At 72.6% G+C, this 12,392-nt stretch carries 11 protein-coding genes; 10 read left to right on the top strand and 1 reads right to left on the bottom strand.

The genetic code is table 11. The annotated features are described in order from the left end of the window. The first annotated feature begins 90 nt into the window (after window positions 1-90). From E0L17_RS02730 to ybaK, 4 genes are all read left to right on the top strand, one after another. Entirely contained in the window at window positions 91-555 is a 465-nt protein-coding gene (locus E0L17_RS02730) for a NanQ anomerase/TabA/YiaL family protein (protein ID WP_167929742.1), read from the top strand. Further along, on the top strand, window positions 548-1,654 hold the full coding sequence (locus E0L17_RS02725) for an MBL fold metallo-hydrolase (protein WP_167929741.1): 1,107 nt from the start codon (window positions 548-550) through the stop codon (window positions 1,652-1,654). Before E0L17_RS02730 ends, E0L17_RS02725 begins: the two co-directional genes overlap by 8 nt. A 224-nt stretch (window positions 1,655-1,878) precedes the next feature. Continuing rightward, window positions 1,879-4,752 carry an excinuclease ABC subunit UvrA gene (uvrA, locus tag E0L17_RS02720; RefSeq protein ID WP_167929740.1) on the top strand — a complete coding sequence of 958 codons (2,874 nt, stop codon included), beginning with the start codon at window positions 1,879-1,881 and terminating at the stop codon, window positions 4,750-4,752. Between the two features lie 7 nt (window positions 4,753-4,759). Next, the gene (ybaK, locus tag E0L17_RS02715) at window positions 4,760-5,260 is read left to right on the top strand and encodes a Cys-tRNA(Pro) deacylase (protein WP_167929739.1); all 501 of its coding nucleotides are present in this window, start codon (window positions 4,760-4,762) and stop codon (window positions 5,258-5,260) included. A gap of 42 nt (window positions 5,261-5,302) precedes the next feature. Here ybaK and E0L17_RS02710 read toward each other — a convergent pair whose 3' ends face one another. Then, window positions 5,303-5,749, bottom strand: coding sequence for a hypothetical protein (locus tag E0L17_RS02710; RefSeq protein WP_167929738.1), 447 nt, complete (start codon window positions 5,747-5,749; stop codon window positions 5,303-5,305). Between the two features lie 416 nt (window positions 5,750-6,165). Here E0L17_RS02710 and hisG point away from each other — a divergent pair, with 416 nt between their 5' ends. The 6 genes from hisG to E0L17_RS02680 are packed head-to-tail and all read left to right on the top strand — an operon-like array spanning window position 6,166 to window position 12,294. Continuing rightward, window positions 6,166-7,836 carry an ATP phosphoribosyltransferase gene (hisG, locus tag E0L17_RS02705; RefSeq protein ID WP_167929737.1) on the top strand — a complete coding sequence of 557 codons (1,671 nt, stop codon included), beginning with the start codon at window positions 6,166-6,168 and terminating at the stop codon, window positions 7,834-7,836. Then, entirely contained in the window at window positions 7,833-9,239 is a 1,407-nt protein-coding gene (gene hisD, locus E0L17_RS02700; RefSeq protein WP_167929736.1) for a histidinol dehydrogenase, read from the top strand. The genes hisG and hisD overlap by 4 nt, the downstream gene beginning before the upstream one ends. Before the next feature lies 1 nt (window position 9,240). Continuing rightward, window positions 9,241-10,332, top strand: a complete 1,092-nt coding sequence (gene hisC, locus E0L17_RS02695; RefSeq protein ID WP_167929735.1) for a histidinol-phosphate transaminase — start codon at window positions 9,241-9,243, stop codon at window positions 10,330-10,332. Further along, entirely contained in the window at window positions 10,329-10,916 is a 588-nt protein-coding gene (gene hisB, locus E0L17_RS02690) for an imidazoleglycerol-phosphate dehydratase HisB (protein WP_167929734.1), read from the top strand. The genes hisC and hisB overlap by 4 nt, the downstream gene beginning before the upstream one ends. Continuing rightward, window positions 10,916-11,563: an imidazole glycerol phosphate synthase subunit HisH gene (gene hisH / locus E0L17_RS02685; protein ID WP_167929733.1), complete on the top strand. Its 648-nt coding sequence runs from the start codon at window positions 10,916-10,918 to the stop codon at window positions 11,561-11,563. The genes hisB and hisH overlap by 1 nt, the downstream gene beginning before the upstream one ends. Beyond that, a complete protein-coding gene (locus tag E0L17_RS02680) occupies window positions 11,560-12,294 on the top strand; it encodes a 1-(5-phosphoribosyl)-5-[(5-phosphoribosylamino)methylideneamino]imidazole-4-carboxamide isomerase (protein ID WP_167929732.1) in 735 nt (244 codons plus the stop codon). The genes hisH and E0L17_RS02680 overlap by 4 nt, the downstream gene beginning before the upstream one ends. The last annotated feature ends 98 nt before the right edge of the window (window positions 12,295-12,392 follow it).

Here is a 12,392-nt window from a genome sequence, read left to right as displayed (position 1 = left end):
TCGATTCTACCCAAGCAGCAGCCGCGAATGCCTCATACTGAGAAGAACAGGCGCCCCGCTCGTCGGGGCCGGCGCAAGGAGGGACACACCATGATCTTCTCGTCAATCGAACACGCGCGGGACAACGACCTCTCCGCGGAGCGCTTCGCCAAGGCGCTCGCGTTCCTCGCCCGGGAGGACCTCGCCGCGCTCGAGCCCGGCCGTCACGAGATTGACGGCGACGAGGTCTTCGCCAACGTCCAGGAGCTCGTGACCGTCCCGGCGGGCGAGAAGAACTACGAGGCGCACCGCCGCTACGCCGACATCCACTACGTGGTCAGCGGGACCGAGCTCATCTGCGTCGCCCCGGTGGGCGAGTGCGAGCCGGTGGGGGAGTTCTCCGAGGCGGACGACTTCGGCCTCTTCACCCCCGGCGACCGCGAGGCGAGCGCCGTCCTGCGCGCGGGCGACCTCGTGGTGACGCCCCCGTGCGACGCCCACAAGCCCGGCTGCTGCCCGGAGGGCGCCGATCCGGCGCCGCTCAGGAAGATCTGCGTGAAGGTGCTCGTTGACTAGCGGGCGGTCCGCCGCGCCGGGCGGCGCGCCGACGTCCGTCCCGCGCGGCGACGACTGGGGATGCGGCTGCGGGCCGAACTGCTTCACGCTCGACGGCGACGGCTTCACCTGCCACCGGGTGCTCGACGAGCCGGAGGTCTGGCGCGTGGAGCTGCTCATGCACGACACCTTCCTGCCCTCGGTCAACGCCTTCGTGGTGCTCGACGGAGGCGACGCGCTCGTGGTGGACGCCGGCACGCCGGACGAGTTCAACGACACCCGGCTCATGCGGGCGCTCGTGGGGCTCGGGGTGGACCCCGCGCGCACGACGCTCTTCTGCACGCACGCGCACATCGACCACACCGGCCTCGCCCGAGAGCTCTCCGAGGCGGGCGCGCGCGTGCTCGTGCCCGAGGGCGTGCTTGCGGACATGCGGCGCTTCGCCGTGCCCGCCTGGCGCGACGGGATGGTCGCGCGCATGCGCGCCGAGGGCGTCAGCGACGTCGAGGCGGCCGAGCTCGCGGACGCGATCTGGGACCACGTCCTCAACTTCGAGAGCGAGGGGATAGGGTTTTCCGTCGTGGCCGCGGGCGACGCGGTCCGCTGCGGCCGCTGGTCGTTCGAGGTCGTCCCGGCGTCCGGCCACACCGTCGGGCAGTGCGTGCTCTGGGAGCCCGCGCGTCGCGTGGCGTTTCTCGGCGACGCCGTGCTCTTCCTCTGCTCGACGTGCATCGGCTTCTGGGACGAGGGGGAGGACCCCATAGGGGCGCAGCTCGCCACGCTCGACCGGCTGGCCGCGCTCGGGGTCGAGCACGCCTTCATGGGGCATGGCCTCCAGGAGGGCCCGCTCGACGAGCGGTGCCGCGCCAACGCCGCGCACCACGAGCGCCGCAGCGCCCGCGCGCTCGCGGCCATCCGGGAGACGCCGGGCCGGACGGGGTTCGAGCTGGTGGGCGCCATGGGCTGGCGCGCCCCCTTCGACCGCTGGTCGGAGACGCCGGCCCTGACGCGGTGGTTCCTCGTGTCCGAGAGCATCGCGCACCTCGACCACCTCGTGGCCACCGGCGCCGCGCGCCGCGAGAGGGGCGGCGACGGCGTGAGCCGGTACGTGGCCTGCTAGGCGTTCTCCAGCGTGCAGGGGGCGTGCAAAGGGGACAGGCGTGCAAAGGGGACAGTCACTTTTGCACGCTGGGGACATAGCGTGCAAAAGTGACTGTCCCCTTTGCACGCCTTGCACGAACACGTGTTGCACAATCCGTGAAGGCGAGGACCGCCTGCGGGCCAAGGGGACGTCGCTCGTCTAGACTGTGATGCGTCAAATTCTCTTGAGTGCAGGAGGGGCGCATGGCCCAGGACTCCATCGTCATCCGCGGCGCGCGCGAGCACAACCTCGCCGACGCCGACGTCGACATCCCACGCGACAAGCTCGTCGTCATCACCGGCCTTTCCGGCTCGGGCAAGTCGAGCCTCGCGTTTGACACCATCTACGCCGAGGGGCAGCGCCGCTACGTGGAGTCGCTCTCTAGCTACGCGCGCCAGTTCCTCGGGCAGATGGACAAGCCGGACCTCGACAGCATCGACGGCCTCTCGCCGGCCGTCTCCATCGACCAGAAGACCACGTCGAGAAACCCCCGCTCCACGGTGGGCACCGTGACGGAGATCTACGACTACCTGCGCCTGCTCTTCGCGCGCGTGGGCACGCCGCACTGCCCCGAGTGCGGCCGCGTGATCGAGCGCCAGACCACCGACCAGGTGGCGGACAAGGTCCTCGAGCGCGCCCAGGGGCGTCGCGCGCTCGTGCTCGCCCCCGTGGTCTTCGACCGCAAGGGCGAGTACACCAAGCTCTTCGAGGACCTGCGCCGGGAGGGCTTCTCGCGCGTGCGCATCGACGGCGAGGTGCGCGAGCTCGGCGACGAGGAGATTCGCCTGGAGAAGAAGAACCGCCACAGCATCGAGGTGGTGGTCGACCGCATCGTGGTCCGCGAGAACAGCCTCGGGCGCATCGCCGAGGCCGTCGAGCAGGCCACGCGCCTCGCGCAGGGCCGCGTGAGCTTCTACCTCATGCCCGACCGCGACGACCCGGAGCGCCTGCCCGGCGAGCTGCTGAGCTACTCGCTCGCCCTGGCCTGCCCCGAGCACGGCCACTCGATGGACGACCTCCAGCCGCGCGACTTCTCGTTCAACGCGCCCTACGGCGCGTGCCCGGACTGCGACGGCCTGGGCTTCCGCAAGGTCGTGGACGCCGAGGCCCTGATCGAGGACCCCTCGCTCTCCGTGGCGGGCGGCGTCTTCGGCGGCCTCTTCGGCCACTCCAACTACTACCCGCAGGTGCTCGCCGCCGTCTGCCGCCACCTCGGCGTGTCCGAGGAGACGCCGTGGGCCGACCTCCCCAAGAAGGTGCAGTCCGCCCTTCTCGACGGCCTGGGCACCACCAAGGTCCGCGTGGACTACCTCACGCGGGACGGGCGCAACACCCACTGGTTCACCACCTTCGCCGGTGTGCGAAAGATCCTCTTCGACAAGTACCAGGAGACCACGTCGGAGACCATGCGCACGCACCTCGAGAAGTACATTCGCGAGGTGCCGTGCTCCACGTGCCACGGCGCACGCCTCAAGCCGGAGATCCTCGCCGTCACGGTGGGCGAGAAGAACATCTGGGAGGTCTGCGAGCTCTCCTGCCGCGAGTGCCTAGCGTTCTTCGAGGCCCTCGAGCTCACGGAGCGCCAGCTCTTCATCGCGGGGCCCGTGGTGAAGGAGATCCTCGCGCGCCTGCGCTTCCTCGTGAACGTGGGGCTCGACTACCTCACGCTCAGCCGGGCGGCGGCCACGCTCTCGGGCGGCGAGGCCCAGCGCATCCGGCTTGCCACGCAGATCGGCGCCGGCCTCATGGGCGTGCTCTACATTCTGGACGAGCCCTCCATCGGCCTGCACCAGCGCGACAACAACCGCCTCATCGAGACGCTCAAGCGCCTGCGCGACCAGGGCAACACCGTCATCGTGGTCGAGCACGACGAGGACACCATCCGGGCCGCCGACTACGTCATCGACATGGGGCCCGGCGCGGGTGAGCTCGGCGGGCGCGTGGTCGCCGCCGGCACGCCCGACCAGATCGCGGCCTGCAGGGACTCCATCACGGGCGCCTACCTCACGGGGGAGCGGCAGATCCGCCTGCCCGAGAGGCGCCGCAACCCGCGCCGCGGCGCCATCAAGGTGACGGGGGCCTCCGCGAACAACCTTCGCAACGTCACCGCCAAGGTGGAGCTGGGCACGCTCACGGTGGTCACGGGCGTCTCGGGCTCCGGCAAGAGCTCGCTCGTCACGGACACGCTCGCCCCGGCGCTCACCAACGCCGTGCACCGCTCCAAGCGCGTCGTGGGGCCGTACAGGAAGCTCGAGGGCGTGGACAAGATCGACAAGGTCATCGACATCGACCAGTCCCCGATCGGCCGCACGCCGCGCTCCAACCCGGCGACCTACATCGGCCTGTGGGACGACCTGCGGGCGCTCTTCGCGTCGCTTCCCGAGAGCCGCGCGCGCGGCTACAGCCCCGGGCGCTTCTCGTTCAACGTCCCCGGCGGCCGCTGCGAGGCTTGCAAGGGCGACGGCCAGATCAAGATCGAGATGAACTTCCTGCCGGACGTCTACGTGCCCTGCGAGGTCTGCCACGGCAAGCGCTACAACCGCGAGACGCTCGAGGTGCTCTACCACGGCAAGTCCATCTCGGACGTGCTGGACATGACCGTCCACGAGGCGCTCGCCTTCTTCGCCAACATCCCGCGCATCAAGAACAAGCTCCAGACCCTCTATGACGTGGGCCTGGGCTACATCCACCTCGGCCAGCCCGCCACCACGCTCTCCGGCGGCGAGGCCCAGCGCGTGAAGCTCGCCAAGGAGCTCCACCGCCAGCAGACCGGCAAGACCTTCTACATCCTCGACGAGCCCACCACGGGCCTGCACTTCGAGGACGTGCGCCAGCTCGTCGACGTGCTCGAGAAGCTCGTGGATGCCGGCAACACGGTGCTCGTGATCGAGCACAACCTCGACGTCATCAAGATGGCCGACCGCGTGCTCGACATGGGCCCGGAGGGCGGCGACGGGGGCGGCACCGTGGTGGCCTATGGGACGCCCGAGCAGGTGGCCGAGGTGCCCGAGAGCTACACGGGCCAGTTCCTGCGCCAGATCCTGGCGCGCGACCGCGCCCGCCAGGCGAGGGCGTAGGCCGGCCGTGGCGCGCAGGGAGAAGCTCCAGAAGACCAACGCGATGCGCGAGCTCGAGGCCGCCGGCGTGCCCTTCTCGTACGAGACCTACGAGGTCGACGAGACGGACACGTCGAGCGAGCTCGGCCTGCACATCGCTCAGATGCTCGGCGAGGACCCCGCTGCGAGCTTCAAGACGCTCGTCTGCGTGACGCCGTCGGGCGACCACGTGGTCTGCTGCGTTCCCGTGGCCGACGAGCTCGACCTCAAGAAGGCCGCCGCGGCGGCGGGCGAGAAGAGCCTCGCTCTCATGCACGTCCGCGACCTCGAGCCCACGACGGGCTACGTCCGTGGCGGGTGCTCGCCGGTGGGCATGAAAAGGCGCTTTCCCACCCTCATCGACGAGACGGCCCAACTCTTCGACGAGATCCACGTCTCGGGCGGCAGGCGCGGCCTGAGCCTCGTCCTTGCCCCCGACGACCTCGCGGGCTTCTGCGAGGCGTCCTTTGCCGACATCGTGCGCGGCTAGCGCGGCGGGGCCGCGGCCCGGGCGTGCCCGGGCCGCCGACGCCTAGCCTCCCACGATCACCTCGTCGCACCGGTTGACGATGAGCTGGACGGCCGGTCCGCCGGGGCACCCGACCTCGCGGGCGTACCACCCGAGCCCCCCGACGGAGCCCGCGAGCGCGTCGGCGAGCTCGTCCCAGGCCGGCTCGCGCTCCGGGATGCCCTGGCCGTCCTCGCCATCACCCTCGTCGAGGAAGCGCTCGAGGAACGCGCGCTCCGCCGCGCGCATGGCCCCGTCGTCCCCGTCGCCGGCCTCGGGGCCGTCCTCCATCTCGTGCTCGAGGGTTCGCATCATGACGATCCTCCTCACGTCGCGGGCGAAGGCGGGGTCCGCCGCCCGCTCCGGGCCGGCCGCTATCACGATCGCGTCCGCCGGGTAGTCGCGCTCGTCCTCCCTCTGCCGGTCCTCGAACCTCACGCCCACGCGCGCCCTTCTCCAGTACAGTCCCATCGCGTGCTCCCTTCCTCGTTCCGGTGGGTCGGGCGAGCATAGCAGGCGCGGCGCCGCCCGTGTCTTCCCGCTCTCTGCCTGGCCGCTGACGTCGCAGCTCGAGGCCGCCGCACCGCCCGTCGCGGCGGCCCGCCTCTCGGCGGGCGGCCGGCTTCCCGCCGCGGGCGGCCCGGCGAGGGGAGGCGCCCCGAGGGCGGCGTCGGATTCGCCACGCTTTCGATCGGCGCGCTCTTCTCGCCCCGGCGATGGCCGCCCTTGGCACGCCGTAGCAGAGGGCTTTTGAAAGCAGACTGTAACGGCTTGCCCGAAGCCGGCCTCGGCGCGCGGCCCCTGTGCGACACTCTCCCCGCGGACGGCCGGCGTTGCCGGCCCAGCCCCCAAGCGACCGGCGCCCCGCGCGCCCGAAAGGATATGACGTGACAGCAGGTACGCCCCGTGGGTTCAGAGACATCCTCCCGAGGGAGGCGCTCGCGCGCGAGCGCATAACCGGCGTGGTGCGGGAGTGCTTCTCCGCGCACGGCTACCTCCCGGTCGAGACGCCGCTGCTCGAGGACCGCCGCGCGATCGAGCGGGGGGCCCGGGTCAAGGACTCCGCGTTCCAGCTCTTCGACTCCGACGGCAGCCTCCTCATGCTGCGCCCCGACCTGACGCTTCCCGTCGCGCGCCTCGTCGCCGGGCGCGTCTCGGCCGGGGAGCTGCCCGCCCGCTTCCGCTACGCGGCCCCCGTGGTCCGCGAGGAGCCGAGCCTGCGCGGCCAGCCCCGCCAGTTCACCCAGCTCGGCGTCGAGCTCGTGGGGGAGGACGGCGCCGCCTCCGAGGTCGAGGTCGTGCGCCTGCTCGCCGAGGCGCTCGGCGCCCTCGAGGTGCCCGACTGGCGCATCGTCTTCGGCTCGGTCACGCCGCTCACGTCCCTGCTTGACGCCTGCGCGCCCACGCCGGGCTTCCGCGAGGAGGTCCTCGCGCTCGTGCACGACTCCGACCTCGTGACCCTCGACGAGCTCATCTCCTCGACCGAGGGCCTCGCGCCCGCCGCCGCGCGGGCCCTGCGCGAGGTCTGCCGCATGGGGGGCGGCGCGGAGGTCATAGGCCGCCTCGACGCCCTTCTCGCCGCGGCGGGCGTCGATCCCGCGTCGCGGGGCACCGCCGAGCTCAGCGCGCTCGCCGGAGAGCTCGCCGACCTCTTCGAGCAGGGCCGGCTCTCCTTTGACTTCTCGATCATCAACTCCTTCGACTACTACACCGGCATCATCTTCAAGGGCTACGCCGAGGGCATCGCCGCGAGCCTCGCCTCGGGCGGCCGCTACGACGCGGTCCTCGCCAACCTGGGCCGCCCGGGCCTCGCCGCCTGCGGCTTCGCGCTCTCGCTCGAGCGGCTCCAGGAGGTGCTCGGGGAGCCGGGCGAGTCGGGCGTCGTGACGCCGGGCGTGCGCGTGGCCGCCCGCCCCATCCGCATCGCCGTCCCCAAGGGGTCGCTCTTCAAGGAGACCGTGGCCGCGCTCGCGGCGGCGGGCCTTCCCACCGCCGAGCTCGCCGACCCCGGGCGCAAGCTCGTCGTCCGCGAGGGCGACGTCGAGTACGTCATCGTGCGCGCCCAGGACGCCCCGGCCTTCGTGGGGCACGGCGGCGCCGACTGCGGCATCTGCGGCAAGGACTCGCTCATCGAGGCCGACCTCGACCTGCTGCAGCTCGTCGACCTCGGCTACGGCGGCTGCCGCTTCGTGGTGGCCGAGCCGGCCTCCCGCGCGGGCGAGGCCGAGCGCAACTACGCCTGGCGCGGCACCGTGCGCGTGGCCACCAAGTACCCGCGCATCACGCAGGACTATTACGACTCCATCGGCCAGCAGGTGGACATCGTGACGCTCCACGGCAACATCGAGCTCGGGCCCATCGTGGGCATGGCGGACCGGATCGTGGACATCACGGCCACGGGCACCACGCTCGCCGAGAACGACCTCGTGGTCGTGGACGACGTCATGGAGTGCACGGCGCGCTTCTTCGCCGGGCCCGCCGCCTACCGCTGCGACAAGAGGATTCGCGACCTCGCGCGCCGTCTGGCCGAGGTCGCAGAGAGGGGGAGCGCGTCATGAGAAGGGTGACGCTCGAGGGGGGCCGGCGCCTCACGCAGGCCGACCTCAACCGCACCGGGGCCCTGCCCGCCGACGTCGTCGCGTCGGCGGAGGGGATCGTGGAGGACGTGCGCGCCCGCGGCGACGCGGCCGTGCGCGAGCTGTGCCTGCGCTTCGACGGGGCCTGCCCCGGGGACTTCCGCGTGCCCGACGAGCTGGTGCGCGGCGCGACGGGTCTCGTGCCCGAGGAGTTCCTCGCCGCGCTCTCGCGCGCCCGGGACCAGATCTGGGACTTCCACGAGCGCGAGCGCGAGCAGTCCTGGTTCACCACGCGCGCTGACGGCACGATGCTCGGCGTGAAGGTGACGCCCGTCGCCTCCGCCGCGGTCTACGTGCCCGGCGGGCGCGCGCAGTACCCCTCCACCGTCCTCATGGACACCATCCCGGCCAAGGTGGCCGGCGTGGGGCGCGTGGTCATGGTCACCCCGCCGCAGGCTGACGGGACGCTCTCCGCCTACACGCTCGCCGCGGCGGCGCTCTCCGGCGTGGACGAGGTCTACGCCGTGGGAGGCGCGCAGGCCATCGCCGCCGTCGCGTACGGCACCGAGACCATCCCCGCGGTCGAGAAGATCGTCGGCCCCGGAAACGCCTACGTGGCGGCCGCCAAGCGCTACGTCTCCGGCGACGTGGGCATCGACATGGTGGCGGGCCCCTCCGAGGTGTGCGTGCTGGCCGACTCCACGGCGGACCCCGTGGTCGTGGCCGCCGACCTCATGGCCCAGGCCGAGCACGACCCGATGGCGAGCTGCTACCTCGTGACCTGCGACGAGGCCCTGCCCGAGCGCGTGCTCGAGGCGGTGGAGACGCTCGTCGCGCAGAGCCCGCGCGAGGGGATAACCCGCACGAGCCTGGACGAGCGCGGCGTCATCGTGGTCTGCGAGACGCTCGCCGCCGCCGTCGACGCCGTCAACGCGATCGCGCCCGAGCACCTGGAGCTCCACTGCGAGGACGCCATGGCCCTCCTCGGCCGCGTGCGCAACGCCGGTGCCATCTTCGTGGGCCCCTGGAGCTCGGAGCCCCTGGGGGACTACGTGGCCGGCCCCAACCACACCCTGCCGACGGGCGGCACGGCCCGCTTCTCCAACCCGCTCGGCGTCTACGACTTCCAGAAGCGCTCGAGCGTGATCTGCTACACGCCCGAGGGGCTTCTCGCCGACGCCCCGGCCACCCAGACGATCGCCCAGGCCGAGGGCCTCTGGGCCCACGCGCTCTCCGTGGGCCTGCGCCGGCGCCTCGCCGAGGGCGGCGTCCTCGACGCGTCCGACGTCCATCGCGTCGCCTGGCCCGAGGACCTTCCCGCGCCCCCCGCCGTCCCGCTCCCCGCGGACGGGGGACCGTCCACGGCTGACGGGCCGGGGGCATGACATGGGCGAGAAGAACCTTGGCGTGACGGCCCGCCTGCGGCCCGCCCTGCGCGACTTCGAGCCCTATGACCCGGCCTTCTCTCCCTGCCGCGTCAACCTCTCGGCCAACGAGAACACCCACGAGCTGCCGGCCGAGGTCCGCGCGGCGATCGGCGAGGCGCTTCTCGCCACGCCGCTCAACCGCTACCCCGACCCGATGGCAAACGCCCTGAGGGACGCTGTCGCGGCTCGCCACGGCGTGGCCCGCGAGGCCGTCTGCGTGGGCAACGGCGGGGACGAGCTGCTCTTCAACCTGCTCTTCGCCTTCGGGGGGCCGGGGCGCGCCGTGGTCACGTGCCCGCCGGACTTCGCCGAGTACGCCAACTTCGCCGCGATGTGCGAGACCCCCGTCGTGCGCGTGCCGCGCGACCCGGAGGACTTCTCGATAGACGCCGAGGCCCTCCTCGCCGCCGCGCGCGACGCCGCGCTCGTGATCCTGACCTCGCCCAACAACCCCACGGGCGACCTCGTGGACCACGCGCTCGTGCGGCGCCTGCTCGACGAGACGGACGCCCTCGTGCTTGTGGACGAGGCCTACGTCGAGTTCGCTCCCGAGGGCTCGAGCCTCGTCGGCCGGGTCGCCGCGTGCCCGCGCCTCATCGTCCTGCGCACGCTCTCCAAGGCCTTCGGCCTCGCGGGCCTGCGCGTGGGGTACGTCGTGGCCGACCCAGCCGTCATCGGCGCGCTCGCCGCCGTGCGTCAGATATACTCGGTTGACGTGCTCGCGCAGGCGGCGGCCCTCGCCGCGCTCGTCGGCCGCGAGGCGCTCGCCCCCGTGGTGGGCGACATCGTGGCGGAGCGCGCCCGCCTCTCGGCGGGGCTCTCGGAACTGCCCGGCGTGCGCGTGTGGCCGTCTGCCGCCAACTTCGTGCTCGTCCGCGTGCCGCGCGCCGCCGAGGTGCGCCGGCGCCTGCGCGACGAGTTCTCGGTCCTCGTGCGCGACTTCAGCGCCGCGCCGGGGCTCGAGGGGTGTCTCAGAATCTCCGTGGGCACGCGCGAGGAGAACGACGTCCTTCTCGACGCGCTCGCGACGCTCGTGAGGGAGGAAGCATGACCAGGACCGCCAAGGCCGTCCGCGCCACCGCAGAGACGGACATCGGCCTGTCCGTCGACCTCGACGGGACGGGCGCCTACGACATCGAGACCGGCGTGGGCTTCTTCGACCACATGCTCGCCGCCTTCTCGCGCCACTCGCTCGTGGACCTCACGGTCCGCGTCAAGGGCGACACCGAGGTGGACGACCACCACACCGTCGAGGACACGGGCATCGTGCTCGGCCAGGCGCTGCGCGAGGCGCTCGGCGACAAGCGCGGCATCCGCCGCTTCGGCTCCGTGATGGTGCCGCTCGACGAGGCGCTCGTCATGGCTGCCGTGGACGTGTCCGGCCGCGGCGAGCTCTTCTGGGACGTGCCGATCGGGCCCGCCAAGGTGGGCACCTTCGACACCGAGCTCGGACGCGAGTTCTTCTGCGGCCTCGCCCGCGAGGCGGGCGTGACGCTGCACCTGCGGCTCGCCTGCGGCGAGAACGCGCACCACATCCTCGAGGCGACGTTCAAGGCGGCGGCGCGCGCCCTGCGGGAGGCCGTCGAGGCCGACCCGCGCGTCGAGGGAGTGCCCTCCACCAAGGGGAGCCTGTGATGGCGCGCCCGATCGCGGTGGTGGACTACCACAAGGGCAACCTCAGCTCGGTGGAGCGGGGCCTCGTCGACGCGGGGGGAGAGGTGCTCGTCACCGACGACCCCGCGCTCATCCGCGACGCCTCGGGCGTGGTGCTCCCGGGCGTGGGGAGCTTCGGCGACGCGATGGCGTTCCTGCGCGAGAGCGGCGAGGCCGACGCGGTCCTCGACGCCCTCGGCCGCGGGGTGCCGTTCCTGGGCATCTGCCTCGGCCTGCAGCTCCTCTTCGAGCGCGGCGACGAGACGGCGGACGGCTCGTGGGCGGACGGGCTCGGCGTGCTCGCCGGCTCCGCCACGCGCCTCGAGTCGACCCGCCTCAAGGTGCCGCACGTGGGCTGGGACCAGGTCAACCTCACCCCGCTCGGCGGCGCGTGCCGGCTCTTCCGCGGCGTGCCCGACGGGGCCAACGTCTACTTCACGCACTCCTTCGCGCTCGCCGACGACGTCGACGCGGGCGTGGTGACCGCGCGCACCCACTACGTGCGGAGCTTCGCCTCGGCCGTGTGGCGCGACAACGTCTACGGCGTGCAGTTCCACCCCGAGAAGTCCTCCGCCGTGGGCGCGACGATCCTGTCCAACTTCGTCGACGTGGTGCGAGGTGGCAGATGATCCTCTTTCCCGCCATCGACCTCGTGGGCGGCCGCGTGGTGCGCCTCGCGCGCGGCGAGCGCGCCCACATGGACGTCTACTCGGACGACCCCGCCGCGGTGGCGGAGTCCTTCCGCGACGCCGGCGCCGCGTGGGTCCACGTGGTTGACCTCTCGGCGACGCTCGAGGAGGACGAGGCGGCCCGCGCCGCCAACGACGCGGCGATCCGGGCGATCTGCGCGGTGCCGGGCATCTCCGTCGACGCGGGCGGCGGCGTGCGCGACCTCGCGGCCGTGGAGCGGCTCGCGGGCCTGGGCGTGCGAAGGATCGCCATCGGCACCGCCCTCGTGCGCGACCCGGCCTTCGCCGCGGAGGCGGCGCGGCAGTTCGGCGAGCTCGTCGTCGCCGACGTGGCCGCCCGCGCCGGCGAGGTGCGCGTGAACGGCTGGCGCGAGGGGGCCGCGCTCCCCGCCGACGAGCTCGTGGCGCGCCTCGCGGGACTCGGCTACCGCCACCTGGTGTTCACCGACGTCGCGCGCGACGGCATGCGCTGCGGCGTGGACGCGCGGGCATACCGCCACGTGGCCGAGGTCGCGGGATTTCCCGTGGTGGCCTCGGGCGGCATCGCCTCGCTCGACGACCTGCGCGCCCTTTCGGCCCTCGGCCCGGACGTCATCGAGGGCGCCATCACCGGGCGGGCCCTCTACGAGGGGTCCTTCTCGCTCGAGGACGCGCTCGAGGCGTGCCGCTAGCGCGCCGTCGCCGGGGAAGCCCCCGGCCGAGGTCCTTCTCGCACGGGGCTGCGCACACCCCTCCGCGCGTCCTTCTCGCCGCGCCTCTCGCGCACATC

The sequence above is a fragment of the Olsenella sp. SW781 genome (genome assembly GCF_012027725.1).
In the GTDB taxonomy this organism is placed as follows: Bacteria; Actinomycetota; Coriobacteriia; order Coriobacteriales; family Atopobiaceae; genus Thermophilibacter.
Note: the sequence above shows the minus strand (reverse complement) of the source record. Positions and strands in the feature narration are given on the sequence as shown.